Below are 24,647 nucleotides of genomic sequence, written 5' to 3' on the forward strand. Positions count from 1 at the left end.
TCAGTCCTTTCCGAGAAGACCCTGCGGTCGCAGGGCAAGGATGAGAAGGAAGACGAGATGGCCGGCAAGAATTCCGAAACCTGGATCGATGCGGAAGCCGATGGACTGGCTGATGCCGAGCACCATGGCGCCGAGAAAAGCACCCCAGATCGAGCCCATGCCCCCGATGATAACCGCCTCGAACGCATAGATCAGCTGGAACGGGCCGTCGGCCGGTGCCACGGTGGCCCGCATCGACTGGAAGACGGCAGCAAAACCAAGGATCGCCACGGCAACGGCCGTAGCGCCGGCATACACCCCTTTGGGATTGACGCCGGTCATTGCGGCAGCCTCCACATCCGCCGACGCAGCCCGAAGCGATCGACCGAACCGCGTGTAGCGCAGGGTTGCGTCCAGCCCGCCGGTAAGCAAGGTCGCGGTCGCCAGGACGATGACCGGAAGCACCCCGACATAAAGCGTGCCGAGCTGGAATGATGCTTGCGCGATATCGCCACCCCCGAGCGAACGAGTGTCCGCGGACCAGACCTGCAGCATGGCGTTCTGCAGGGCGACGGACAGGCCGAATGTTGCAATCAGCGAAGGAAGCGGATCCGCACCCACCACCCGATTCAGGATCAGGCGTTGCAGCAGAAGGCCGAGGATAGCCCCCAGCGCCACCAACACCATCAGAACCGTCCAAGGGCCGAGCGCGAAGGTGGCCGCCAGACTGATACCCGTCAGCGCAAGCAGGATCATCAGGTCGCCGTGGGTAATGTTCACGATGCGCATGACACCGAACATCAACGCCATGCCCAAAGCATACTGCGCGTAGAGACCGCCAAGCAGGACGCCCTGCACGAGACCGTCAAGCCACTGCATGGGCGCCTCCGAAATAGGCCGCGCCGATCACCTCGCGCGATATGTCCTGTGAGCGGCCCGTCAGGCTGACCCGACCTTCCAGCATGCAATACAGACGGTTGGATGCAGAGCGCGCCAATCCGACGTCCTGCTCCACGAGGATGATGGCCGTGCCATTGGCCGAGATCGACGGAATGGCCCGGTAGATTTCCTTCACGACCTTTGGCGCAAGGCCCAGGCTGATTTCGTCGCACAAGAGCAACCGCGGCTGATTGAGCAACGCCCGGCCTATTGCAACCATCTGCTGCTGACCGCCGGAGAGCGATTGCACCGGCACTGCCTGTTTTTCGCGAAGGATCGGAAACAGCTCGAAAACCCGATCGAGCGTCCAGGCCGTTCCTCGTGGTACAGCCGCGTGATCGATAGCGACCCTCAGATTATCGACGACCGACATGCCCGTGAAAAGGCGGCGGCCTTCCGGCACGATGGCGACGCCGTCGGACACCATGCGATTGGGCTTGCTCCCGCCCACGGGACGACCGTCAAGGCGCACCATTTCAGGCGCGACGCGCAACAGCCCCATGATGGACTTCAGCAATGTCGACTTGCCGGCGCCGTTGGCGCCGATCAGCGCGACGACCTCGCCCTCGGAGATCTCGAAGTCGATGCCGTAGAGCGCCTGGAAATCGCCGTAACGCGCCACCAGCCCCTGGGTTGAAAGAAGTGTGCTGCTCATCCTTCAACCCCCATGTAGACGCGCCTGACCTCGGGGTCCTTGATGACGTCTTCCGGCACGCCTTCGGCGATCTTCTCGCCGAAGTTCAGCACCATCATCCGGTCGGCCACGGCAAGAAGCGCGTGCAGAACATGCTCGATCCATACGATGGTGACGCCGCGATCGCGGATACGGCGGATAAGGGACACGAGTTCCCTGCCCTCTTCATCCGTCAATCCGCCGGCGATTTCGTCCAGAAGCAGGAGCTTCGGACCGGAAGCCAGAGCGCGCGCCAATTCGAGGCGCTTGCGGTCGAGAAGCGTGAGCGTGCCGGCGGAGCGGTTCGCCTTGTCCGAGAGCTCGCAGTCCCGAAGGATCTGCGCGCACCAGGCATAGCACTCGGCTTCCGAACGCCCGCCGCCGAACGACGCGGCGACGAGAAGGTTCTCGAAAGTGGTCATCCCAACATAGGGACGCGGAATCTGGTAGGTGCGGCCGATGCCGATGCGGCATCGTCGGTATGGCGGCTGGCCGACAAGCGGCTGCCCTGCGAAGGCCAGTTCGCCGCTGTCTACACGCAGATCGCCACTGACCAGATTGAAAAGGGTCGTCTTGCCCGCGCCGTTCGGCCCGAGGATACCAAGGACTTCACCGGTTCGAACCTCGAAACTGACATCATGCAGGACACGCAACGCGCCAAAGGCTTTGCTCAGTCCCCGTCCCTCAAGTATTACGCCGTTTGCCATGCTCCTCCGTTCCCGGTCTGCGACCGGTGGCGTGGCTTTCGCTATCCGGCCCTGACCTGTTCAACAGGCCAGGGCATGATCTTGTGCAGTCCGTCTCAGGCGGACCACGGCATGGGCTTCATCTTCTGCTCCGGTTCGAACAGCTTGTTGACCGAGTTGTCGACGATCTTGAGATCGTAGGGCCATTTCTCGCCCTTGACCCACTGGCCACCGAAGATGGGCGTGGTGGATACGTTCTTATGCGGACCGGAAGAGAAATCGACCTTGCCGACCAGCGTCTCCATCTTGGTGGCGACGAGCGCTTCGCGGTTGGCCTCTCGATCGAGCGGGTTGCTCGACCGCTTCAAGACGTCCAACGCCACTTCCCAGATTGCATGGCTGTAGCCCAGCGGCTGCGTCCACTGCTTCTTGGTCTCGCTCTCCCACAGATCGGCGATCTCGCGGCTGAGCTGTCCCGTGAGCGTGGATTTGAAGGGAAAGGCCGGCGTCCACCAGACCTCGGAGGACATGCCGTCCCCAAGAGGCCCGAGCGCCTGCACGCCTGAAGGAAAGAGAAGGGCAGCGGCAACCGTTACCGCCTTTGGCTTGTAACCTTGCTGCGCGCACTGGTTTACAAAGGTCTTCAGATCGTCCGGATAGGTGATGCCGCCGATGATGTCGCAGCCGGCCTGCTTGAACGCGCTGATCTGGGCGGAGTAATCATTCGTGCGCGGCTGGAAGAACCCTGGCACGACGATCTCAAACCCGGCTTTCTGGGTCGGTACGGGCAATCCATAATTGGTGTTGCCCCAGGTTTCGCCATCGGCGTTCTGCGGAAACAGCAGGCCGACCTTGCGGTTGGTGTCGATCGTGTTCCACAGGCCGACGAAAGTGTTGAGCGCCTCGTCGAGACCCCAGAAGAAGTGATAGGTCCATTTGAACGGCTTGTCCTGGCCACCGCGCGGGAAGATCACTGCCTGCCACGGCGCGCCGGTGGAGAGACACGGGCACTCGTAGAGCTCGGCCTGGTCTGCGGAGGGGCTCACCGTATCCGTGGTCGAGGCAGGCAGCAGCAGGTGCACCTCCTCGTTGAGAATGAGATCTCCGGCCACTTCCGCCGCCCGGTTCGGATTGGACTGGCTGTCGCGCATTATGATCTCGACATCGAAACGGCCAGCGGCTGTCTCGAGGCCGTTCTTCACGACATCCTTGACCTTGCCGAGCGCCCAGCCGTCGGTCTCTCCGAACAGTGCAAGCGGTCCGGTTGCGGGCGTTACGAAACCGATCTTGATCGTGCCGGCCGATTGGGCGCGGGCCACCATCGGCGCGCCCAGTGTCGAAGCCGCAAGCCCGGCGCCAATACCCTTCAGCACCGAACGGCGCGACGGTTGAGAAAAATTCGTCTTCAGGTCCATTATGGTCTCCTCCCTCAGTGTGTTTATGTTCCCGTCATTCGCCGGCCTCTCCCGAACCGGCGGCAACTGTCATGCGATGCGGTGCATTGCTCCCCCGTCGATGACGATCTGGCTGCCCGTCACATAGGAAGAGCATGGGGACGCGAGATAGAGCGCGAGGCCCTTGATGTCTTCGGTGTCCCCGATCCGGCCGATCAGGGATTGCGCCTCGAAAGCCTTGCGATCGGCGGGAATCTTCAATCTCCCGCCGGCAATGTTGGTCATGAAGGGGCCGGGCGAAATGCAGTTGATGAGGATACCGAATGCGCCCAGTTCCATCGCCATCTGGCGGACGAAATGATCCACGCCGGCCTTGGCAGGCATGTAGGGGGTTCCGACGATCGCCTCATTGATCTGCGCCGCAATCGAGGAGGTGACGATGATACGTCCGCCTCCCGTCGCCTTCATGTGCCGTGCGGCGTGCTTCACCGTGGTGTAGACGGAAGTGAGATTGACCTCGATGACACGGTCCCAGTGGTCGTCGTCCAGAACGTCGATCGCCCCTTCCGGGATGCGCTCGCCGGTGGTCGACAGGAAGCCGGGGCCTGCATCGATGCCTGCATTGGCGAAGACCACGTCGATCCGGCCATGGCGTTCAGCAACGGCATCGAAGGCAGCCGCCATCCCTGCGCGATCCGAGACGTCGAGAGCCTGGCCCCAGACGTCAGCGCCGTCACGCTGCAATTCTTTCACCACCACATCGAGATTGCCTGCATCACGGTCGAAAATGCAGACACGCGCACCGTTGTCCGCCATGACCTCGGCATAGGCGCGTCCAATGCCGCTCGCTCCACCGGTCACAATGACCGACCTGCCCCTCACATTGAACATTTCCTGCAATGCAGCCATGCCGTCCTCCCTCACATCGGAAGGTAGCAACAGCCAGCGCTACGTATGATCATTTTTTTGATGCTTAATATGACATATTGCTATGAAAGCGTCGCCCGAGCAGCGCGACGCAAAACAGCGAAAAGCCGGAATTTGGCAGGGAAAGTTCATCGAGCCCTGGACATGGCGCGCTCGGCAAGGCGACTGATGTGAACAATGCCGTTCAAACGGCACATAGACCCCACCTTGAATGCCGCCAAAACTGTCGCTATATTCCGTCAATAAAAGGGGCGTTCTCTCGGCGGGAGACCTAAATGGGCTTGGTTCAATACTACGACAACGGCTTCTTCGCCCCGCGCAAGATCGCGGATGCCTTTCGAACGACCAGCGAGGAAGTCGCCCGGACGGCAGGGCTCGGCAAGGACGCTGTCCAGCGCAAGGATCGCGTGCATTCGGACAAAACCCAGCGCCGGCTGCGCGAGATGGTCGAGGTAATCAATAAAGTGGAGCAGCGCTTCGGTTCGAGCCTTATGGCATATGCCTGGTATCGATCCGAGCCCCTGTCCGGCTTCTCGGGTCAGACGGCAATGCAGCTCGTTCGCAGTGGGCGTGCCGACGACGTGCTCGACTATATCGACGCGGTCGACGCAGGCGTACACGCCTAACCGGGTTGATGCTTTATCGGGGCAAGCTCTATCGAGCACTCAATCCTGTATATGCGCGCGAGCCGCTGTCCGGCCGAGGCGCCGAACTCTATGGCGGGCGGTTCAACCCGAAAGGCGTGCCGGCGCTCTATGCGTCCCTGTCGGTGATGACGGCACTGCGGGAAGCCAATCAGGTCGGCAATCTCCAGCCAACGACACTGGTTTGCTACGATGCCGAGATCGACGGTGTTTTCGATTGCCGGGATGAACAAGCCCTCGAGGCAGAAGGTCTGGATACAGCTGCGCTGGCAGACGGCACGTGGCGCGACCAGATGAAGGCAACCGGAGAGGCCGCGACGCAAGCCTTTTCCCGACGGCTGATTGCCGGCGGCTATCGTGCGCTGCTCGTCAGAAGTTTCGCCCCAGGCGCGTCCGAAGGCGATCTAAACCTCGTTCTCTGGAACTGGGGCGATGAGGCGCCTGCCCGTCTTAGCTTGATTGACGATGAAAATCGGTTGGCGGCAACGTCATCTCGTATCTGACCGCGCTGAGTGAGCCAGCGATCCAGATCAACCGGCATCTATTGCTGTGCAAAATAGATTTTGTGCATTGCAATATTTGATGCGATTGCTATCTTAAATTTGTCGGCCATCTACTCCTCCCAGATGCGATGCCGGTGTTGAATATGGTGCACCTCCTCCCGCACCGTTTTCGAAATCAAGCCCGCTGCCACCTCCTCCCGGCAGCGGGCTTTTTCGTTCCAGGAACGCTGCCTAGCGCATATCAAATAGTGTCGACCGCCGCGCTCAAGGCTTCTCATCAATCGACTGGCACAACTTCATCTCTTGCCAAGTAAGAGCATTCCAATTTTCCGCCAGCGAAGTAGCAGTCCTCAGTGTTACTGGGCAATTTGACGATTTTAGCCGGTTGTCCTGCATCAGCCGGTGAGCAGACTGCGAACACCTCAAATGGCGATTCATAAAGGTTGGCGTATTGCTTCACGCTACCAGCGATACGTGGTTGCAGCGGTGAGGCGTCGGGCCCCTCCCCGGCGTGGATTACCACGTCCCGCACGGGCAAGCCGCACACGTCGGCTTGCTCACTGTCGTCGTTCAGCGCGTTGTCGAGCAGCACCTTGGGTTCTTTCAGCAGGGCGTTGGAATAGGGATATGTCGCCGTTCCGATCTCGTCCTCGACGAGCTTGATTACCTGCCGTTCAGCGCGTCAGGCGGTGCACTGCTCTTCCATCTGCTGAGCAAGCTCTACGAGCACACCAGCGTCATCATCACCACCAACCTAAGCTTCAGCAAATGGGCCAGCATCTCGGCGATGCCAAGATGACCACCGCAGCGGAACGGCCAATCGTCCATTCCGATCGCGGAGCTCATTATCGCTGGCCCGGTTGGCTCACACGGATTAGCGAAGCGAAATTGGTTCGCTCAATGTCCCGAAAGGGCTGCTCACAAGACAACGCCGCGTGCGAGGGGTTCTTCGGCCGGCTGAAAACGGAACTCTTCTATCCACGAGATTGGAAGGCCATCACAATCGAACAGTTCGTCGCCGAGGTAGACGCTTATATTCGCTGGTACAACGAGAAGCGTATCAAGATATCGCTGGGATCGCTCAGCCCGGTCGAGTATCGTAAGAGCCTCGGCCTGAACTTATTTATAAAGCAGTCCAAGTTTTTATCCGCACCCCCGCCGGGTCAGCTCTCAATGGAAATCAACAGGCCTGTTGCTCCCCACAAATGCGGCTCCCGCCGAGCTGTGATAAAGGCAACCGTATTCGTCAATACCGATGGACCAAAGGGCAACTATCGGCCTCGCTTGCAAATTACCATTGTAACAAATCGTCCGGAACCGCTTTTGGACTTGCTGAACAATCGTTGGAACGGCGTGGAGGATAGGTTGTGACTCGGAATGTTGCGCTGCATCTGAGCGGAACCCTTATGCTACTGGTTTCCTGCGGCACGAGTTTCGCAGCTGATCTTGTAGTTGGCATGCCCAATTGGCCATCGGGCCAAGCGTCCGCCAACATCATCAAGTTCGGCATCGAGAAGGAGCTGGGACTGGATGTTGAAGTTCGTGAGATGGGAACGCTAACGATCTTCGCCGGACTGGATGCGGGCGAAGTGGATGTCCATCCCGAGGTCTGGTTGCCCAATCTCGACTCTCTCGTGAAGAGATACGTCGATGACAAGAAAACGGTCAAACTCAGCCCAAAGGAAGTTGCGGCCACACAAGGCATGTGTGCCACACGCGAAACTGCAGACACGTACGGAATCAAGGATATCGCGGATTTAAGCGATCCCGAGAAGACATCAGTTCTCGACACGGATGGCGATGGGCAGGGTGAAATCTGGATCGGCGCGGAGACCTGGTCATCGACGACTATCGAGAGAATACGTGCTGAAAGCTACGGCTACACCAAGACGGTGAAACTTCTGGAGATGCCGGAGGACTTGGCCATGGCGGCTGTCGATGCCGCCTCTGCAACGAATGAGCCGATCGTTTTCTACTGCTACAGCCCGCATCACGTTTTTGATCTCCACGACATCGTTCAGTTGACCGAGCCAAAACATGACGATGGCAAATGGAAAATCGTGCTGCCCAGCGACGATCCGGCAGGTTGGCTCTCCAAGTCGTCTGCGCCTGTGGGGTGGCCACCGTCGCATTTCCAGATCGCCTTCGCGACAAAGACGGCCGAGAGGTTGCCGAAGGTCGCGTCGTTTCTCTCCAGAATCGACTTCACTGCGAAGGAAGTCACGGAGATGAGCTATGCGCTGCAGGTGGAAAAACAGGATCCTGCGGCATTTGCCCAGAAGTGGATCGCGACGCATGAAGACCGATTGGAAAGCTGGACCAAATGAGCTGATGTTGAAGATGTCGCAACTTCCCGTACCCTACTTCACACTCAGCAGCCGTGCGGTTCGTGGGATCGCCGCGTGTCTGGCCCTCGCACTCGCTGCCGGGGTGACACTGGCGTATGCAGCAGAGACACAGATATTCGATCCCAAAACTCACAAGTGGGTCGAGTATGACCGTAAGAAGGCGAGGTCCTATTACGCAGCGCACAAACAGGTGCCGGAGACTTTTCGCCGACAGGTCGTGAAATTCAAGACCGCCGAGAAACCTGGCACCATCATCATCGACGGTAACCAGCATTTCCTCTATCTGGTCCAGCCGGGTTTCACTGCCATCCGCTATGGAATAGGCGTCGGCCGCGAAGGCTTTGGCTGGGCGGGTATCGTGCGGGTCGGTCGCACCGCGGAATGGCCGACCTGGACACCGCCTGCCGAGATGGTGGCGCGCGATCCGAATGCGGCAAAATGGGCGGGAGGCCAGCCGGGCGGTCCGGACAATCCACTCGGTGCGAGGGCCCTCTATCTCTACCAAGGCAACCAAGACACCATCTATCGGATCCACGGCACCCCCGAGCCTTGGACGATTGGTCTCGACGTCTCGTCAGGGTGCATTCGGATGAACAATGACGACATCACCGACCTTCATTCCCGGATCGAAGTTGGAGCGAAGGTTATCGTCCTCATGCAAGGTGCTTCACTCTACAAGGGAGTTTGACCGCCCATGAACCACTTCAGCGCCTGGCCATCCAAGCCGCTTCCGATCAAGAAGTGTGGCAACCGAGTGATGGTCTTCGCCGTGATTCTGGCCACGATCCAGATCATCGGGTGCATGGCCAACCAACCTGAACCAAATAGCGTCCGGAATACTGGCACGACTGCTCCGGCCGAACACCAACTGGCTTGTGCTTCCGCGGCGGCTGCGCCTTTGGGAGTGGACAGCTCCGCCATTCTGCCTGTCAGTTCTTCCCAAATCGATCCCCAGACGTTCCAGGTCATCGTCGAGGGCAAAGGCGCTCGCGCAAACTGTGTGATCGATGCGTCGGGTAATGTGGTCTCAGTTCAAAAAATCTGAAAACTCGAAACTGCGCGATCAATATAGAAACCGGCAGCATAGAGCCAACCGATCAGCTAAGCCGCTGCCGCCACGACAGCCGGATTGCCCTACTTGACTGTCACGGCGAATTCCGCCGTTGCTGGCGGCGTTTCAGGCCGGGCACGATCATGAAAGATGTAGACAATCGTGTAGTTGCCGGGAGTATCGAGGGAAATACCGGCGGTTGCGAAATTGGTGAAGTAGCCTCGCGACACGGGAAACGGCGGTGGGGAGTCAGCCTTGTAGGTATGCTCATTGGGAAGTGATTTCAGAATCTGGCCAGCGCGATCGCGAACTTCTATGTCGAGCCCTATCTCGTAACTGGCCATTGGCGTGCCGACGTCCTTGCGGCCGACATTCTCGAGAAAGGCGTAGATGAATATCTCCTCGCGCGGCGCAAAGACGTTGGTCGGGCGCTCAATGAGGTTGCTTTGCTTGAACGCCGCCTTGTCCGCTAGTGTCTTCTTGGCGAGCTTAATTGGTGGGAGCGCCGCCTGCAGGGCGACGGTTGCACCGTCGATGCTGATGGGCGCAACACGCTTGCCATCAGCACCTAGTGGCGTCGTGAAGTAGGATTGCACCATCGGATAGCAGAACGCGTTCGCTTGCGGGTGATCAAGAACAAAAATCATCGCTATGGGCGGCATCTTGGCGTTGCGGGTCTTGCCGAGTTGAACGAGCGCGCACATTGGCCATCTGGCGAGCACGCTCGCACCTTTAAGTGTTGGGTCGGTCTGGAATTGCTGCTCCACCTGGCGGAGCGACTCGTGAAACTCAGTCGAGTTTCTGTCCTGCGTGGTCGTTGTCATGAGCATAACGACATTGGCCGCCGCATGTGCCTTCTCCGCATCCGCCTGCGCCTTTTGCAGGACGCTGCCGTCCCCGCCGAGTCGATAGGTCCGCACGAGCTCCTCGCTTTTCAATGCTACGGTCGCACGCTGCCAGGCCTCCATATCGAACGTCCTTCGCCGCGATCACTCAGCACGAAGAAAGCAGGAACGCTTGCTTCCTCGGCCCGGGCGGAAACCACGGACAAGCTGGCAATCGCAAGACTCGCGACAAAATGCTTCATCGAACCCTCCATTCGTTCGCATCCCACCCAGGATGGTATTCACTCCATTACGATAGCACCCAGTGTATCATAGTAGTTGCAGTTGCCACTCAAGAGTCGGAAAACTTTGGCACTCAGGACAACGACTGTAACAAGCGGCCACAGTGTCTGGAGGCTGGGAGATTAGGCCGCGAAAGCGGACGGCGAGGATTGCAGCGTTTGTGCTCGGACCAGCCACGCAGGCATCTCTTGCTGGAGCAAGGCGCGCCGAGCATATCGAAGTACATGCCGAGCTTCAAACAATCTACGACAGCTCGCCATAACTCCTCTGCAAGTTCTAAGGAAAGCCGCAGTCCCGTAGTGCCACTACCTGGATTACGCCATGCGGAAAGAGCTTTGGATTCTCAGCATCGAGCCGCATAGATCGTGCCGTCCGGGCGCCGATAGCGACAATAACGGGGACCTTGTGGCGTCGTTGCAGTACCAACTACTGCGCCGAGAAGAGCGCCGGCGGCAGCTCCGCCCACGGTACTTCGCGTGTCGCCGCCGATTGCCTGGCCCGCCACCGCTCCCGCTCCCGCTCCGATGAGAGCACCCGTTCCAGCCCGTTGCTCCTGTTCGGTAGCCGCGCAACCGGCCAGGACGGCGGAAAGCAGAAGGACACTAATTATAGTCTTGCGCTTGGTCATTTCCATTTCTCCCGGCAATCCCGGTCCGAGAGACCGTCTCGAACCCGGTGAGCGTAATCCCGCTCAATTTTGAGCGTATCTCCGGCGCGGTGCGCCGATCTTGCGAGGCAGTCGAAACCTGGCAACCGTCTCGATTCAACATCCTGCATCCGGCAAAATCTTCCATGCAACCTCATTCGGGGTAGGTTACTGCGCCGTTCGTGGTTGCGTCGCGGAAAAGGATGAATACTAAAGGGTTGCCGGGCTCGGACATGGCATCGCTGCGCTGCCCTGTCACTTCTCCGGCAATGCCGCTCGTGTATTCCGCCACCACCTCGCCGAAGCTGTTGCGCTGAATGGCCACCTTCTGTCCGGGCTCGACCTTATCGTTGAGCTTGACCAGATGCTCGACGACCCCGCCCTCGGTTGCTAGAATCGGGAACGAACTATTGCCGACAAAGACACTCACGTCTTTGCCTGTGCGTCCCATCGACCCGGTGACGATGCCGTGATGCTTGAGCACGTTCATCGTGCCTTCCACGAAGAGCGCGATCATCTCGAGATCCAGGTGACGGGCCGCCCCGATCTCCGGGCAAAAGGACGGGATGCCCGCGGCGATAAATGCGTTGTGGAGGACACTGGGATATGTAGGATTATCGAAGATCTGGCCGACGGGGTAGAGCTCCACCATCGCCTTGATCTCGGGCACGTCCATCTCGGCAATATTGAATGCGGTGACCTCGAACCCGGTCGTTCCGGTATGGAAGTCGACCGCGAAGTCGGCGTTCGGCCGCAGCAGCCGGTTGAACAGCAGCCCGGCGTGGCGGCTGGTCGCGGTGACGTCGTTCTCATTGCCGGGCCACACGCGATTCATATCGACCAGATCGATGCCCCTACCCGAGTTGGGCCATCTGCGCTGCATGCTTTCGAGGGCCGGACGCGACACGTCCGTGACCGCCATCACCGTGCCCGACATCTCAGCCGGATCGAGCTGGTTCATCACGGTCTGGACCGTATGAATGGAACTCATCTCGTCGCCATGGACACCGCTGGTCAGGACGCCGCGCTTGCCCGGCTTTGCTCCCTTGGCGACCGTCACGGACACATACCAATGCTGCCCGGTCGGCGTCTCAACGCCCTGAAAATACAAAAGGTGCTTCTTGCCGGGTTGCAGGTCGTTGACGTCGAGCGCGCTGATGACCTTTTTGCCATCGATAACATCGCCGGTATAGGTCGTTCCGGATGCGGGGGAGGCTGAGGATGCCACCGGCTCCTGGGCAGTCGCCTCCTTCGAACCGGCTGCTAGGGCAACCGAAGCGCCGACCGTGGCGAGGGATGCAATCATAAAGTCTCGGCGGGCGAGACCTCCCTTTCGTTCCTCAGGCATGACAGACGGTTCTCCACGTAGCCTGGGTAACCACGGGTGTCGAAACCCACGCAGAAGATCACATTGGCGGTCAACTTAACCCTCTGTTCGGAAGAGTCATGAGCACAGAATCCAAAACATGGGCAGTCTGTCCCGAACTTGCAGCGCGCGCCGCCATTTCCTTGACAAGGGGCACTTGACGACTTGATGTCACACAAAGCGCCTCATGGAGGATATCATGCGTCGTCCCATTTTCGCTTGCCTGGGTGTCGTCCTCACCCTTGCCATCCTGCCCATGGCGTTGCCGACCACGGCGCAAGCCCTCACCATCAACCTGAGCATCGGCACCAGCCTAAACAATGGCCGGGCAATAACCTGCCGGGGTGGCGAGAGAATCCTGCGCAATCGTGGTTTCCGGGACATCCGGCGCGTCGATTGCCGCGGCCGGTTCCTCGTCTATCGGGCCTGGCGCGGCGGCAACCGGTTCGAAATCGCGGTGAGCGCCCACAATGGCCGTGTCATTGATGTGCGCCGCATCAGAAGATGAGGTCCTTGGGGTAATCCTGACTCCGTGCCCGTCCCGTCGTGTGCAGTGCAAGGCGACGGCTCTTGGCTGCGCGCCATCTGCGCCTGCTGCCCGGTAACCAAGGATGCTCGGAGTTATGGGATTGCGTGCAATCTTGGCGAGGGTCGCGAATTCGTTCCTTACTATCGGCGTGCTGGTCGGGGCGCTGGCCTTCGCCGCTTCTCTGACCCCAAGCCTGATACCGCGATCCTATCTCATCCAGGGCGTGCTCTCCGGGATCTCAGCGGCTCTCGGATATGGCACGGGCGTTCTTGCCTATTGGCTGTGGACCTATCTTGAGTTGCCGCAGAGAGGTATATGCCTACTGGTCATCGCTGCCGCGCGACAGCCGTCCAAAGCTCTATCTGCATGGCCCCAGCCTCGGCGCCATGAATTCCGAACTTTCGGCGAGCCTCTACGACATTATCGCCAATCCGTTTCAGGGCGCGCTTTGGAGCGGGCCTCCCTTTCCGAGCCGCACCTGGCGATCCGTTACCGATGATCGAAATGCCGGATCGCCCCAACGGCTCCCCCGTTTCCGGGACGCTTCGATCTTCCGCTTCACCAATCAGAATAACGTCCTCGAAATACCCGCTGCCTCATGGGGTCCGATCCGCATCGTGTACCTGCAATACGCCAGCGATCCGATTACGTTCTTCGGTGCCGCCACGCTCTACCGGGAACCTGACTGGATGAAAGGGCCGCGCGGTCCAGATGTATCAGAGCAGGTTCGCTGGTATCCACTTATCACGATGCTGCAGCTTACAGTAGACATGGCGATCGCAACGACCTCTCCCATTGGGTACGGCCATGTCTTTGCTCCGCAGCACTATATCGATGCGTGGCTAGCAGTAACCGAGCCGCCGAACATTACAGCTGAGGACGTTGCCCGACTGAAGACCTTTTTCTTTAATCGTGGTGCGACACCGGCAATCAGCGGATAGATGCAAACCTGCCGCGAAGCAGCGAAACTAGGGAGAGAATGCGATGAAGTTTCCCATCATTGTAACTGAACGGTAGGAGTGTCGACCCAGAATTCCCTTGGACCTCGCCTTCGATGCTGGTGGCGCCGTAATGGGCGATGGTGGTTGCAATACATTGAACGGCTGCGTCGACGTTGATGACTTGCGAAGGAGCGAAGTTCACCCAAGAGGCGCTCTTACATCCTGCACGCTCGCAGACAACGTTTTATGCGGTTCAGCATGGAGAACTGAGCGTCGATGCGGCAGATACGATTATGGCCCGCCTGAGAGGACAAAAGGGGGTCGACTTAATTCGCTCCCTTTTTCTGCCAATCGGACCCGGACCCTTCAAGCGGCAAGCACACGCAGCACTTGACCAAGTGTCTGCGGGGTTTCAGATCGATCCAAACAATCTTGAACGACGTCAAAGCCGTCGCTTGCCCATCCGATATCCCTCGCTTCTTTCGGCGAAATACCAAATTCGTGCCTGAACGTTCGACTGAACGCCGACGCATCGACGAATCCCCACTGCCCGGCTATCCGGAATATAGATCGACCGTCCATACTGTCGGCCAGTGCGGCGCGTATTCGCAGCAACCTTTGCCTTCGAATATACGAAGCAACGCCGCCCAGAGGCTCAAACAGCCTGTAGAGACGGGAGCGCGACACGCCAAGGTCAGCACACAGTATTTCTGAAGTAAGATTGGGGTTTGCCAGTTTAACATCTATCAATCGACGCGCGCGTCCCATCAGTGTTGCATCAATCGGACCCTGAGCCTCGGCCAACCGATCTCGTGATGGGGCAAGGCATACAGCTACAAGGCTGCGGGTGGCCTCAACAACATGAGGGACTTCCTCGGCCTGCAATTGCGGTAGTGAGCGGTCCAAGAGAAAAAGGTAATCCGCAAGCAATCTCCCCAAGCCTCCATCCAATTGAACGTCCAACATCCGATCGAGCATGACAGTCGAGGTAAATAGATCATGAGGGAAGAAAAGCATAAGCATGCCGTCATCGTTGACTTCGGTTTCCAACGAAGTTGCTAGACAGTGCAATTCTGGCATCGCCTTGGCGCCGAGACGCTGACCGTCTGGCTCCAAAGAATTAAACGGCAAGTTTATATACCAATGATCAAGAACGCGTTTACTCAGATGCCTCCGGCGGTGGGTATATCCTTTGCCGGGAAGCTTAGTTCGTGTGAATACCATTCTGCCCAAGTCCCACACCATTTGAATCGCCGGGAAGCGTTCTGGTTCACCGCTAACAGACGATATGTCCATCACTCCTTGATATGAAGAACGGAAAGCATCGAATTGATTGTGATCCGGAAATACAAGCGTTGTAAAATATACCGCGTGCCTAAGTTGCAGATTTTCTATTACATGTTCATTGTACGACCGCAATGCAGATTCCTGATACATTAGGAACGCTCCATATCAAATAATCGACTTAATTTATTCTAATTCCTAATATCTAGGAATTTGAAAGTTATTTTATCCCAGGTCACCAAGATGTAAACCGCACAGTAAAAAATTGACATTCCGCGGGCTAATCTGAAAATTTCCGGGATTCCTCGCGATTGCGAGTACATTTGTCTTCCGTGGCGCTTTAAATGCCGTTTGTGCCATCAAAGTTATGTGTTGCTTCACGAGAAGGGTGCTACTTGGCGGAGAGCATCACATGATCGGAACCGGATCAGAAATTGGTGGGTTCGGCTCCCTTGCATCCAAGCACTTTCCAGAGAACACTCGCTGAGCGTCAACAGCTTCAAGTTGAATGGCATCAAAGACCTTCGGGAAAGCAACGCGCCGCGCGGTCACCTCAAGGTGGTGCGGCTGACTAAATTGCCATGTTCATCCTAGCTGTGCTGGCGCCATCCCGGTTTAGGCCAGCGATCGAATAACACCCCGAACGCAATAGGAAATTTGGTTCGTTAGGCGCTTGTGCGTGCACAAATGTCGACGCGCGACCTCCAAGAAATCAATGCCAATTTCTAAGCTAGGAGTTCCTGCGGGCTCTGAATCGCTGGGTCCAGCGGAGCGTCCTATTCGAACGAAATGACGAGCCGCCGGGTCAAAAAAGAGACATAGAGCACACCGGTAGGACTCCGAGCTGATTTCTTCAGGCGCTTGAAGCCCTAAAATAGGGGACACCCTTGCGCAGCCTGGCGGCTGCCCTCCGCAGGAGCCTACATGTCGACCCTTATCGCAATTGTTTACCCCACCGAAGCGAAGGCAGAAGAAGTCCGTCAGACTTTGCTCGGATTGCAAAGGGAATATGTGATCAGGCTTGGCGACGCGGTCATCGCCACCAAGGCTGAGGCGGGAAAAGTCAAGCTGAACCAGCTTCTGAATACCACCGCCACCGGCGCGGTTTCCGGTAGCTTCTGGGGATTGCTCATCGGGGTGCTGTTTCTCAATCCGCTTGTAGGCGTGGCGGTGGGCGCGACTTCGGGTGCGCTCGGAGGCGCGTTGACCGATGTCGGCATAAATGATGCATTCATGAAAGAGTTGTCCGCAAGCATTGAACCGGGGAATGCCGCGCTCTTCCTGCTAATTCAGGAGATGACTGCGGACAAAGTTCTAAAGCAGATCCAGGGTTTCGGCGGCATTGTCCTCAAGACCTCACTCGACGAAACCAAGGAGCAGGTCCTGCGCGACGCGCTCCAGGGCCATTCCGGAGAAGCCGGTTCGGCGCTGCCAGCGTAGACCGGCATCAACGCTCCCGCTCGTCCAGGAGAAAGTGACCATTGTCCTCGACTGCAACCGTCATAGCCATTGCCATCGAGATGCTTTGCGGCGTGGCCGGGGCACTCGCCGTGGGGTGGTGGTGGCCCCGCCTTGGACTTGCCAAGATCACAACCGCTCTAATCGGCATGGTAGGAGGCTTTGCCCTGACCTTTGTCGCGGCGCAATTTCCCGGCATCGGCTACCTGGTTGGGCATGTTGAAAACGCTGCCGATTCGACGATGCGCGGGGTCGGCGGGCTAACTCCCGCTGTCCTGATCGGGGCCGGCGTGTCGGGCCTGCTCGGCGGCGGCATCTTGATGGCTGTTCTGGGCCTGATCCGGAGCCGCTTGAACGGTTAATTTCGCAGCGGGTTATTCCCGTTCATTCCATAAAACGCTCTCGACGTCTTCCACCTCATCGTCAGGCGCCCCCAACAATTGGGCAACCCATTTCGTTGCGGGGGCCTGGGCGCAGAAGGTCAGCAGGGTTATCGCGATTGGAACCCCGATGAAGGCGCCGAACAGTCCCCAGAGGAACATCCACAGGAAGACGGAAAATAGCACCAGAAAGGGAGACAGCGCCAACGCATTTCCCGCCACGCGCGGCTCTACATAGCTGCCGATCGCGAACTGAATGAGATTGAGACAGGCAAAGACAAACAGTGCAGAATACAGGGATTCGAACTGCGCCAACGCGTAGAAGGTCGGCAGTAGCGTTGCAATGAACGGGCCGACGAAGGGAATGAAATTCAAAGTGAAGGCGATGACGCCCCACTCCGCGGCTAGCTGCAGGCCGAGCGCCAGGGCAAATACGTAGACCAAACTGCCGGTTGCAACGCTCATGATCGCTCTGATCATCACATACCGGCGCAGCTTGGTCGCGGTGCGTTCGCCCCCGACGACCAGGACGCGCGCAGCGTCGCTGCTGATGATGCTGGGAATCTTGCGCGCCAGCGGGCCGACCTCGAGCAGGGCAAGTAGTACGTAGACCAGTACCACGATCCAGAACGAGATCATCGTATTCAGCCGGGCCGACAGACCCTGAATTGCCGCCACGATCCAGCGCATGTTGAAGTGCTCGGCCCACAGGCCGGCAACGGCGATCCCGTGTGTCTCCAGCCAGGCCGTCGCCAGTTCGTAGAGTCCCTGAAGCCGCGGCGTCTCCGCGATGAGTGATCGGCCGATCCGACCGAACCCCCAAGCCACGACAGACGCGAACACAATGAAGATCAGCAGCACCAGCAGCACAACAATAGCGAGCGCCAGAAGTTGCGGCAGGCGCGTCTGAAGCCGCTTTTGGAGTGGCCAGACTATCGCGATGATGAATAGCGCGGCAGCAACGGGCGCAATGACCGCATCTGCAAAATGGAGCACAGCCAGCACGAGAACTGCGCAGATAATGCCCAACAGTACCGGAACCCAGCTGGCCTTCATGGCAATTCAGAATCTCCAGATCATCGGCACTATGAACACAGCCACGACAAAGAACCAGAACAGTAGCGGCAGACCGAGCTTCCAATAATCCCCGAAAGCGTAACCGCCGGGACCCATGACCATCAAGTTGGTTGGGGTTGCAATGGGAGTAAGGAACGCCGCCGCCGCCGCAACCGCCGTGCTCATGAGAACCGGGCGGGGAGATATTCCCATGGTTGCCGCAGCTGCCACTCCGATCGGGATGACGATGAGAGCGGTCGCGGTATTGCTGATGAGCTGCCCCATTATGGCAGTCAGTACAAACAGGCCGGCGAGTAGAGCTACGGGACCGGCGTCGCCGATGAGCGCGACAAGATGCTCGGCCATTAGTTTCGCGGCGCCCGTCTCGATCATGGCGGTAGAGAGCGGCATCATTGCACCCACAAGGATCACCGTCGTCCAGTCAATGGCTCGATAGGATTGTTCGACGCTCATAATCCCTGACACGACGATCGCTCCGGCGGCGATTAGGCCGGCGACCGCTGGCGGGGTGATGCCGGTGGCCAGGAGTACGACCATCGCGGCTAGAATGGCAACGGCCTGGCCGGCACCTGGCCCCATAGGCACGGCCTGACGACGCACAAGTTCGGGCGAATTGACGACCAGGACATCCGGATCCTGGAGGCGGTGGTCGAGAGCTTTCCATGTTCCCTGCAGGAGCATCATGTCACCGGCCTGCAACACGATGCCTCCAGCATCTCGTGTTGCGTTGGTGGCGGCAACCTCCGCGCCGGCGCGCTGCACCGCAAGGACGATAAGGTCGCCGCTCTCAGTGACCATCCCAGGGAAAACGTTCTGGCCGATAAGGCCGGAGCGTGGCGGGATCACCACCTCTGCGAGGCCTGAGCTGCGATTGAACAGCGTGCCCTCTCCGTGACCGGACGCCGCCGCCTCGCTGAATGCGAGGTGTTTATCCGACGCGAAAGCGGCGGCCGACTCGGCGTCGCCCCGCAGCAGCAGATGATCCCCCTCGGCAATGACAGGCCTGCGCAGTGGGCTGGCCGTTTCACCCTCCTGAACGGCGACGAGGCGCAATTCGGGATAGGCTGCCAACTCGATCGCAGATGCGGGCACGCCGATGAAGGGCGAGCTTGCGCGCACGCGCATCTGGTACACGCCGCTGGCAAGGCCGTACTGCTCGACGAGCGTCTTCGCATGGCGGCTGAAATCCGCAGGCATGGTCGCGCCATTGCGTTCAGGCAAGAGCCGCTTTCCAAACAATATGATGATCGCCATAGTTCCCGCCAGCAGCGGTAAGCCAACAAGCGCGAATTCGAAGAAACCGAAGCCGCCCACCCCGGCGTCGCTGCCTGCATTCGAGACCAGGACGTTCACTGGCGAACCCGTCAGAGCGAGCTTCGAACCGGCATGCGCGGAAAAAACGAGCGGCAGGAGCAACTGTGCCGAGTTTCGCTTCAAGCGGACTGCGATGACGACCACAACTGGCAGGAGCGCGGCGACGGCACCATTGACGCTGATCAACGCTGTAAGGAGTGCGACCATGCTCATCGTCAGCATCAACAGGCGAGTGCGGCTCTCTTCGCCCGCGCCACGGATCAGAAGCTGACCAGCCCAAGCGGTGACGCCGGTCAGGTCGAGTCCCGCGCTGACAATGAAAAGAGAGGCTATGAAGATCACCGCGGGGTCACCGAAGCCCCCGAGCGCCTGGTCAATCGTCAAGACGCCGGTTGCCCACAGCGCTGCAGCAGTTGACATCGCGACAACGACGACGGGCAGCTTGTTCCAGACAAACAGGACGACGATGGCCGCGATGATGGTGGCAGTGTAGGCTATGGGGCTCAATCGCTTGTTCCTCCCTGGCTCTCCTCGAGCCGCCAAAAATTAGCACCGCCATCGGCCCAACTGCCGCCGAGCCGCGACGTGACTGCTACTCCTCCAGTGTCGCCATAAGTAAGCCGAGGCGGCAGCCCTTTTCGTATTCGGCAAGGTTCACATATTCCTTGATTGTATGGATCTCGGCTTGGCCCGCACCGATGGTGACGGTGGGAATGCCATGTTTGTCGAGCCAATTTGCATCGAGCCCGCCATTGGAGAAGAGGCAATTGGCCTTGATGCCCATCATCTCCAACGCCTTGACGGCGCGCTTCACAACCGGGCTGCTCTCTGAGAGTTTGAAAGGCGGATAGGCTGTCTGGTGATTGAACGCCACTTCTCCCGTGCGCCCTTCATGGTCCTTGACCTGTCCTTTTGCTTTCTCGAAGGCATCATCGTAACCCTTCGCAATCTTCGCCGCGAAGGCAGACTCAGGGCTACGAGCCTCGCCCTTGATGAAGACGTAGTCGGTGACAACATTGGTTGCATCACCCGCGGGCTTTCCGTCCTTTCCGCCGAAAATTCCGACATTGCTTGTTCCGCGGCCGTTCGGCTTGACGACTTTGCCAAACCAGCCTGCGTTCTGCGCCTCCGCCAAGGCAATCGCTCCGACCAGTGTTGCCGATATGCCCTTCTCGGGCGCAACGCCGGCATGAGAGGCACGGCCCTTGATCTCGACTTCCCAGTTTTCCTGTCCAACCGCACCGATGATCAGGTCCGACGCGAGTTGACCATCGACATTGACGCACATGCTCGGGCCACTGAGATCGGCTGCGTTCAACTCGCGTGCTCCATGAAGCCCACTCTCCTCGCGCACCGTGAAAAGCAGCGTGATTGGAGGATGCGGCAGCTTGTGCTTGATAAGTGTCTCGGCAAGCACCACGAGAAGGGCAACGCCTGTTCGGGCGTCGCCTCCTAGTGCTGTCGTACCGTCGGAGACAATGCGATCACCCTCTCGCCGGGGCTTGGCGCCTGCACACAGTGGCACGGTATCCAGGTGGGTTGAGAACAGCAGCCTGGGCCCGCCGCGCGTTCCGGGCAGATTTACGATGAGATTGCCGGTTTCCGTCGGCAGCGGAATCCGTGTGTTGGCGTCGTCGAAGCGGATTGCCGAAGCCGGCACGCCAGCAGCCTTCAGAGCATCAATGACGGCGGCCGCGATATTGGCCTCGTATCCTGTCACGCCTTCCACCGAGAGGAACCGCATTAAGTGATCTTCGGCGACGGCGACATCGAGGGGAATAGAGGAGGTGCTCATCATGTTCATCCTGTCACTTGAACCTTGATCGCTTTAAGCTTCCGCATGGACACTCAAAGCCCCCAAGGCAGGCCCAGCATCTGCCAGACCGCGAACAACGCCGTCCACAGGACGAACATCCAGACGACATAGGGCAGCATCAGTGCCACAACGGTGCCAACTCCAGCGTTCCTGTCGTAGCGTTGCATAAAGCCCACCACGAGTGCGAAATAGGCATTCAGCGGGGTAATCGCGTTCATCGGCGAATCGCCGACGCGATAGGCGGCCAGAACCGCCTCCGGCTCGACGCCGAGTTTCATCAGAAGCGGGACAAAGACGGGCGCGAAAATCGCCCACTTTGCGATGGCGCCAGTCAGCAGCAGATCGATGATCGCCACCACGACGATGAAGCCGAGCAGCAACGGCAGCGAGCCAATATTGGCCGCCTGGAGGGCACCTGAGAGGCTCAGCGCCATAACCGTGCCGATATTGGTATAGGTGAAATAGGCGACGAACTGGCTCAACACGAAGAATAGGAAGATCGTGCCGCCCATGTTCTTGATCGACTTCTCGATCGCCCCAATGACTTCCGTCAAAGTGCGCAGCGTTCCGGCGCCGATGCCGTAGCACCAGCCTGTCACCAGAAAGATCAGCATGATTAGCGCGATCAAGCCGTTCATGAACGGCGAGTTGCCGATCAGTTCGCCGGTGTCGGGATTGCGCAACGGCCCCCATGACGGGATCGTCAGGAAGCAGAAGACGATGATCAGGCCGAGCAGGCCGAGCCCGGCGAAATGCAAGCCGCGCGATTCCTGCTCGCTGAGTGTTGCGCCCTGTTCAGTCATCGTGCCGTCGGCCGCCAACGCGGGATCGTAGACGCCCAGGCGGGGCGCAATCATGCGATCGGTGATGAACGCCACGACCACGGCAAGGAAGATCACCGACACGATCGAGAACCAGATATTCGAGGCCAGGCTGATCGAACTGTTAGAGTCGACGAGACGGGCAGCGTCGTTGGTAAACTCGACGAGGACGGCATCGAGCGGCTTGATCAGCATGTTGACGGTGAAGGCGCCAGCCACGGCGGCAAAGCCCAACGCCAAGCCGGCGAGTGGGTTTCGCCCAACAGCCAGGTAGGCGACCCCGGCGAGAGGGATCAGAACCAGATAGCCTGCGTCCGCAGCGATACTCGAGAGGATACCGACAAAAGACAGGATATAGGTAAGCGCCCAGGCCGGAGACACGATCACGAGCTTTCGGATAAGCGCCGTGACCATCCCTGATTCCTCCGCCACGCCGGCTCCGATCATCGCGGCGATCATCAGTCCGACCGCGGTAAAACTCATGAAATTTGGGATGAGCGACGCATACAGGAAGCGTATACCGTCGGCATTCAACAGACTGCGGATCTCGGTGGTCGCGGTTTCAATCTCATGTGTCTCCGCGTTTATGCGCTCAAACGTTACCGCGGCGCCGAAAGCGCTGAATAGAGCTGATAGCACCATGACGATTACAATCAGAATCAGGAAGATGACGACCGGATGAGGAACCATGTTACCCACTCTTTCGACGCCATCGAGAAACCTCTGCATCGCGGTTTTTGGCGCTGCATTCGAGGTGGACATCTCTGCCTTCCCTTCCAGTTTGATCAGCTGCAGCGGATTACAGCGCCAAAAGCGCGCACTGGGCAATTCTCAGATCAACGGCTTTTGAGCTTAACTCTCTATGGCAGCGAGTCATGAGCACAGAATCCAAAGCCTTGGCGCTCTGTCCCGAAATTGGTCGTCGGCGATGCCTCACCGTGATCACCACCCGGCAAAAATAAACACAGAATTGGACAACCGGCGCAGACTTTGGACTTTGAGCCGATGTGTCCCTGCAAGGCGGACGTAGATCGCGATCGTCTTGCCGCGCTTTGCCTCGCTGGTGATCTGGTTCAGCCACGCCTCGGAGACCACGAACAACGTCTCCGAGGCAGCACCCAACGCCGACATTGAGCCAAGGGCTACTCTCTCCGCCTCATCCTTTGCTTTCCATCCGCCGCAACTCGCGACGGCCCCCCTCTTCCGTAGCCCCAACGAGCGCCTCGACATCTCTAAGATTTTCACTGTCGGCAAGAACCAGAGCCATACTCAGTTCATGCAGTGTATCTCTCGCGTTTTGCAACATGATCAGGAGATGCAACGTGACGGTCAGTCGGTTTCTAATAACGAAAAAAGGCCCGACACCCCTTTCGGAGCGGAGGGCTTCGGGAATTTCAATCCTCGAGAGTATAGCCAAGGGCACCTAAAGTTCTTTCTTTCTCATCTGAGATTCCCGACTGATAGATTCTGATGAGCGCTGCAGCTCGACATTCGAGATCTACGGGCGAGTCGTCGGGAAGACGCGCTTTATCAAAAACCCTAGTTGAGCTGCGCAAAATGCTCGGCGAGGAGACCGACCTCAAAGCCATCGCGGCAAAAAGACAATTTCCTATTCTATGTAGAGGCTTTCCACGTTATCGATCTGGCGACGGAGAAGCTTCACCGTGCACCTCGATTGTGAGCATGCACACAATCTGGCAGGAGAATGATATGGACAAGCCTCGCATATTCTTGGGCTCGTCGGGAAAGCAGGCGCAACTGTTGGAGGCCCTAACCAAAGGGCTCGATGACACCGCTCACGTCGAACCCTGGACGACGACCTTCAGTCCCGGAACTACCACGCTAGGTCGCCTTCTCGAGCTTACCCGCGAGGTAGACTTTGCCGCATTCGTCTTCGCCCAGGACGACTGGACGACCGCCAGCCCACCGGCCTCTCCCATGTTGGAGGCTGGTGTGGCTTCGCCGCGAGACAATGTGGTCTTCGAAGCTGGTCTTTTTGGCGGAGTCCTCGGCATGCGCCGTACCTTCATTCTCCATGCCAGAGGCTCGAAGTTGCCCACTGATCTCCTCGGCTTGACTTGTGTGCGCTACGATGAGGGCATCAGCTCTACCGAAATGGACACCGTCAACCAGAAGGTCCGGCAAGCAATTGAGAACGAAGGGCGCTTGGCTCGCATCGAGGGGCAATGGTGGCAGTTTTCACTAACATCGCGCACCGACCGCGAGCCTTCCGCCGTGAGTCTCTTGAACATTTCGCGTGACGGCGACGGCGCGCTCGAAATCACTGGCCGTGCTTGGCAGGAAGACGGTACGTTGTCGTCTCGATACTGGAGCGAAGCGGTTAAGGAGAAGCGGGATCCTTCGGGTATTTTCTACTTCTGGCGGGGGGAGCGTCCCTTGCATCCCAATGCTCCACAGTTGCATGGTACAGGAGAGATCAAGCTCGAGTCCGCCGATCGCGCATCCGGATACTTCACCACGCTTTCGGAGACGCAACCGGAAGTGAACGCAAGGACCTCCGGTGTCTACTTGCGCGCTGAGCCGAACGATTCAAGCATCCTGAACGGACGCGATGATCGCCAACGCTCGAAGCTGATCGCACAGCGGTTGAAGCATTGGAAGGGCATAAGAAACGTCTAGGGCGTTTTTCGACCGGTAGTCTGATTCAGAATTCCGGCTGGGATATGGAGGCCAGCATGGGAGGGCTAGCCGCTTTCGATGGGTTTACGTGCGCAACGTCTGGC

The 24,647-nt window shown here is 58.6% G+C and carries 23 protein-coding genes and 4 pseudogenes; 13 read left to right on the top strand and 14 right to left on the bottom strand.

Annotated features, from left to right (window positions below; all coding sequences use genetic code 11):
* From G6N74_RS21295 to G6N74_RS21315, 5 genes are all read right to left on the bottom strand, one after another.
* Complete coding sequence (locus G6N74_RS21295; RefSeq protein ID WP_165120024.1) at nucleotides 1–858, bottom strand: branched-chain amino acid ABC transporter permease; 858 nt, start codon at nucleotides 856–858, stop codon at nucleotides 1–3.
* The gene (locus G6N74_RS21300; protein WP_091918264.1) at nucleotides 845–1,573 is read right to left on the bottom strand and encodes an ABC transporter ATP-binding protein; all 729 of its coding nucleotides are present in this window, start codon (nucleotides 1,571–1,573) and stop codon (nucleotides 845–847) included. Before G6N74_RS21300 ends, G6N74_RS21295 begins: the two co-directional genes overlap by 14 nt.
* Entirely contained in the window at nucleotides 1,570–2,298 is a 729-nt protein-coding gene (locus G6N74_RS21305) for an ABC transporter ATP-binding protein (RefSeq protein WP_165120025.1), read from the bottom strand. The genes G6N74_RS21300 and G6N74_RS21305 overlap by 4 nt, the downstream gene beginning before the upstream one ends.
* A gap of 95 nt (nucleotides 2,299–2,393) precedes the next feature.
* Complete coding sequence (locus tag G6N74_RS21310; RefSeq protein ID WP_165120026.1) at nucleotides 2,394–3,692, bottom strand: ABC transporter substrate-binding protein; 1,299 nt, start codon at nucleotides 3,690–3,692, stop codon at nucleotides 2,394–2,396.
* 69 nt (nucleotides 3,693–3,761) lie between these two features.
* On the bottom strand, nucleotides 3,762–4,580 hold the full coding sequence (locus G6N74_RS21315) for an SDR family NAD(P)-dependent oxidoreductase (protein WP_165120027.1): 819 nt from the start codon (nucleotides 4,578–4,580) through the stop codon (nucleotides 3,762–3,764).
* Nucleotides 4,581–4,873: 293 nt separating this feature from the next.
* On the opposite strand from G6N74_RS21315, the gene G6N74_RS21320 reads away from it, so the two are divergent.
* The 7 genes and pseudogenes from G6N74_RS21320 (at nucleotide 4,874) to G6N74_RS21350 (ending at nucleotide 9,138) form a co-directional block, all read left to right on the top strand.
* On the top strand, nucleotides 4,874–5,224 hold the full coding sequence (locus G6N74_RS21320) for an MbcA/ParS/Xre antitoxin family protein (protein WP_165120028.1): 351 nt from the start codon (nucleotides 4,874–4,876) through the stop codon (nucleotides 5,222–5,224).
* Between the two features lie 8 nt (nucleotides 5,225–5,232).
* Nucleotides 5,233–5,745 (top strand): RES family NAD+ phosphorylase, encoded by a 513-nt coding sequence (locus G6N74_RS21325; RefSeq protein WP_165120029.1) that lies wholly within the window; start codon nucleotides 5,233–5,235, stop codon nucleotides 5,743–5,745.
* Between the two features lie 640 nt (nucleotides 5,746–6,385).
* A pseudogene (locus G6N74_RS21330) lies at nucleotides 6,386–6,573 on the top strand (ATP-binding protein); the annotation flags it as partial.
* Nucleotides 6,550–6,867: pseudogene (locus tag G6N74_RS21335) on the top strand (transposase); the annotation flags it as partial. The pseudogenes G6N74_RS21330 and G6N74_RS21335, both read left to right, overlap by 24 nt.
* A gap of 284 nt (nucleotides 6,868–7,151) precedes the next feature.
* The gene (locus G6N74_RS21340) at nucleotides 7,152–8,072 is read left to right on the top strand and encodes an ABC transporter substrate-binding protein (protein WP_165120030.1); all 921 of its coding nucleotides are present in this window, start codon (nucleotides 7,152–7,154) and stop codon (nucleotides 8,070–8,072) included.
* 13 nt (nucleotides 8,073–8,085) lie between these two features.
* Nucleotides 8,086–8,781, top strand: coding sequence for a L,D-transpeptidase (locus tag G6N74_RS21345; RefSeq protein WP_165120117.1), 696 nt, complete (start codon nucleotides 8,086–8,088; stop codon nucleotides 8,779–8,781).
* A gap of 6 nt (nucleotides 8,782–8,787) precedes the next feature.
* Nucleotides 8,788–9,138: a hypothetical protein gene (locus tag G6N74_RS21350; protein WP_246245848.1), complete on the top strand. Its 351-nt coding sequence runs from the start codon at nucleotides 8,788–8,790 to the stop codon at nucleotides 9,136–9,138.
* An 89-nt stretch (nucleotides 9,139–9,227) separates the two neighbouring features.
* Here G6N74_RS21350 and G6N74_RS21355 read toward each other — a convergent pair whose 3' ends face one another.
* The 3 genes from G6N74_RS21355 to G6N74_RS21365 all read right to left on the bottom strand — a co-directional run bounded on the left by G6N74_RS21355 (nucleotide 9,228) and on the right by G6N74_RS21365 (nucleotide 12,265).
* Entirely contained in the window at nucleotides 9,228–10,112 is an 885-nt protein-coding gene (locus G6N74_RS21355) for a hypothetical protein (protein WP_165120031.1), read from the bottom strand.
* Between the two features lie 502 nt (nucleotides 10,113–10,614).
* Nucleotides 10,615–10,899: a YMGG-like glycine zipper-containing protein gene (locus tag G6N74_RS21360; protein ID WP_165120032.1), complete on the bottom strand. Its 285-nt coding sequence runs from the start codon at nucleotides 10,897–10,899 to the stop codon at nucleotides 10,615–10,617.
* A gap of 172 nt (nucleotides 10,900–11,071) precedes the next feature.
* Nucleotides 11,072–12,265 (bottom strand): M14 family metallopeptidase, encoded by a 1,194-nt coding sequence (locus G6N74_RS21365; protein ID WP_165120033.1) that lies wholly within the window; start codon nucleotides 12,263–12,265, stop codon nucleotides 11,072–11,074.
* Between the two features lie 205 nt (nucleotides 12,266–12,470).
* Here G6N74_RS21365 and G6N74_RS21370 point away from each other — a divergent pair, with 205 nt between their 5' ends.
* From G6N74_RS21370 to G6N74_RS21375, 3 genes and pseudogenes are all read left to right on the top strand, one after another.
* Entirely contained in the window at nucleotides 12,471–12,791 is a 321-nt protein-coding gene (locus G6N74_RS21370) for a hypothetical protein (protein ID WP_246245849.1), read from the top strand.
* 115 nt (nucleotides 12,792–12,906) lie between these two features.
* Nucleotides 12,907–13,071, top strand: a pseudogene (locus tag G6N74_RS31550) (alpha/beta-hydrolase N-terminal domain-containing protein); the annotation flags it as partial.
* 49 nt (nucleotides 13,072–13,120) lie between these two features.
* Nucleotides 13,121–13,753: pseudogene (locus G6N74_RS21375) on the top strand (alpha/beta-hydrolase family protein); the annotation flags it as partial.
* A gap of 366 nt (nucleotides 13,754–14,119) precedes the next feature.
* Here the strand turns inward: G6N74_RS21375 and G6N74_RS21380 are convergent.
* A complete protein-coding gene (locus G6N74_RS21380) occupies nucleotides 14,120–15,190 on the bottom strand; it encodes a helix-turn-helix domain-containing protein (RefSeq protein ID WP_165120035.1) in 1,071 nt (356 codons plus the stop codon).
* A gap of 771 nt (nucleotides 15,191–15,961) precedes the next feature.
* On the opposite strand from G6N74_RS21380, the gene G6N74_RS21385 reads away from it, so the two are divergent.
* Entirely contained in the window at nucleotides 15,962–16,477 is a 516-nt protein-coding gene (locus G6N74_RS21385) for a DUF1269 domain-containing protein (RefSeq protein ID WP_165120036.1), read from the top strand.
* Between the two features lie 41 nt (nucleotides 16,478–16,518).
* Nucleotides 16,519–16,857, top strand: coding sequence for a hypothetical protein (locus G6N74_RS21390; protein ID WP_165120037.1), 339 nt, complete (start codon nucleotides 16,519–16,521; stop codon nucleotides 16,855–16,857).
* A 12-nt stretch (nucleotides 16,858–16,869) separates the two neighbouring features.
* On the opposite strand, the gene G6N74_RS21395 is transcribed toward G6N74_RS21390, so the two are convergent.
* From G6N74_RS21395 to G6N74_RS21415, 5 genes are all read right to left on the bottom strand, one after another.
* Complete coding sequence (locus G6N74_RS21395; RefSeq protein ID WP_165120038.1) at nucleotides 16,870–17,931, bottom strand: AI-2E family transporter; 1,062 nt, start codon at nucleotides 17,929–17,931, stop codon at nucleotides 16,870–16,872.
* A 6-nt stretch (nucleotides 17,932–17,937) separates the two neighbouring features.
* A complete protein-coding gene (locus G6N74_RS21400) occupies nucleotides 17,938–19,773 on the bottom strand; it encodes an SLC13 family permease (RefSeq protein ID WP_165120039.1) in 1,836 nt (611 codons plus the stop codon).
* Nucleotides 19,774–19,858: 85 nt separating this feature from the next.
* Nucleotides 19,859–21,061, bottom strand: coding sequence for a M20/M25/M40 family metallo-hydrolase (locus G6N74_RS21405; RefSeq protein ID WP_376767736.1), 1,203 nt, complete (start codon nucleotides 21,059–21,061; stop codon nucleotides 19,859–19,861).
* A gap of 53 nt (nucleotides 21,062–21,114) precedes the next feature.
* Nucleotides 21,115–22,665, bottom strand: coding sequence for an AbgT family transporter (locus G6N74_RS21410; protein WP_165120041.1), 1,551 nt, complete (start codon nucleotides 22,663–22,665; stop codon nucleotides 21,115–21,117).
* Nucleotides 22,666–22,845: 180 nt separating this feature from the next.
* Complete coding sequence (locus tag G6N74_RS21415; RefSeq protein WP_165120042.1) at nucleotides 22,846–22,998, bottom strand: MFS transporter; 153 nt, start codon at nucleotides 22,996–22,998, stop codon at nucleotides 22,846–22,848.
* A gap of 615 nt (nucleotides 22,999–23,613) precedes the next feature.
* On the opposite strand from G6N74_RS21415, the gene G6N74_RS21420 reads away from it, so the two are divergent.
* Nucleotides 23,614–24,543, top strand: coding sequence for a TIR domain-containing protein (locus G6N74_RS21420; protein ID WP_165120043.1), 930 nt, complete (start codon nucleotides 23,614–23,616; stop codon nucleotides 24,541–24,543).
* The last annotated feature ends 104 nt before the right edge of the window (nucleotides 24,544–24,647 follow it).

Origin of the sequence: Mesorhizobium zhangyense (assembly GCF_011045115.1) — a bacterium.
GTDB lineage: Bacteria > Pseudomonadota > Alphaproteobacteria > Rhizobiales > Rhizobiaceae > Mesorhizobium_M > Mesorhizobium_M zhangyense.

Excerpts from the sequence above, each read along its gene's own strand:
- G6N74_RS21325 (WP_165120029.1), top strand. The coding sequence starts at position 5,233 with ATGCTTTATCGGGGCAAGCTCTATCGAGCACTCAATCCTGTATATGCG.
- G6N74_RS21360 (WP_165120032.1), bottom strand. The coding sequence starts at position 10,899 with ATGACCAAGCGCAAGACTATAATTAGTGTCCTTCTGCTTTCCGCCGTC.
- G6N74_RS21340 (WP_165120030.1), top strand. The coding sequence starts at position 7,152 with ATGCTACTGGTTTCCTGCGGCACGAGTTTCGCAGCTGATCTTGTAGTT.
- G6N74_RS21380 (WP_165120035.1), bottom strand. The coding sequence starts at position 15,190 with ATGTATCAGGAATCTGCATTGCGGTCGTACAATGAACATGTAATAGAA.
- G6N74_RS21320 (WP_165120028.1), top strand. The coding sequence starts at position 4,874 with ATGGGCTTGGTTCAATACTACGACAACGGCTTCTTCGCCCCGCGCAAG.
- G6N74_RS21385 (WP_165120036.1), top strand. The coding sequence starts at position 15,962 with ATGTCGACCCTTATCGCAATTGTTTACCCCACCGAAGCGAAGGCAGAA.
- G6N74_RS21295 (WP_165120024.1), bottom strand. The coding sequence starts at position 858 with ATGCAGTGGCTTGACGGTCTCGTGCAGGGCGTCCTGCTTGGCGGTCTC.
- G6N74_RS21355 (WP_165120031.1), bottom strand. The coding sequence starts at position 10,112 with ATGGAGGCCTGGCAGCGTGCGACCGTAGCATTGAAAAGCGAGGAGCTC.
- G6N74_RS21350 (WP_246245848.1), top strand. The coding sequence starts at position 8,788 with ATGAACCACTTCAGCGCCTGGCCATCCAAGCCGCTTCCGATCAAGAAG.
- G6N74_RS21305 (WP_165120025.1), bottom strand. The coding sequence starts at position 2,298 with ATGGCAAACGGCGTAATACTTGAGGGACGGGGACTGAGCAAAGCCTTT.
- G6N74_RS21370 (WP_246245849.1), top strand. The coding sequence starts at position 12,471 with ATGGAGGATATCATGCGTCGTCCCATTTTCGCTTGCCTGGGTGTCGTC.
- G6N74_RS21420 (WP_165120043.1), top strand. The coding sequence starts at position 23,614 with ATGGACAAGCCTCGCATATTCTTGGGCTCGTCGGGAAAGCAGGCGCAA.
- G6N74_RS21365 (WP_165120033.1), bottom strand. The coding sequence starts at position 12,265 with ATGCCTGAGGAACGAAAGGGAGGTCTCGCCCGCCGAGACTTTATGATT.
- G6N74_RS21345 (WP_165120117.1), top strand. The coding sequence starts at position 8,086 with ATGTCGCAACTTCCCGTACCCTACTTCACACTCAGCAGCCGTGCGGTT.
- G6N74_RS21395 (WP_165120038.1), bottom strand. The coding sequence starts at position 17,931 with ATGAAGGCCAGCTGGGTTCCGGTACTGTTGGGCATTATCTGCGCAGTT.
- G6N74_RS21315 (WP_165120027.1), bottom strand. The coding sequence starts at position 4,580 with ATGGCTGCATTGCAGGAAATGTTCAATGTGAGGGGCAGGTCGGTCATT.
- G6N74_RS21405 (WP_376767736.1), bottom strand. The coding sequence starts at position 21,061 with ATGAGCACCTCCTCTATTCCCCTCGATGTCGCCGTCGCCGAAGATCAC.
- G6N74_RS21310 (WP_165120026.1), bottom strand. The coding sequence starts at position 3,692 with ATGGACCTGAAGACGAATTTTTCTCAACCGTCGCGCCGTTCGGTGCTG.
- G6N74_RS21300 (WP_091918264.1), bottom strand. The coding sequence starts at position 1,573 with ATGAGCAGCACACTTCTTTCAACCCAGGGGCTGGTGGCGCGTTACGGC.
- G6N74_RS21410 (WP_165120041.1), bottom strand. The coding sequence starts at position 22,665 with ATGTCCACCTCGAATGCAGCGCCAAAAACCGCGATGCAGAGGTTTCTC.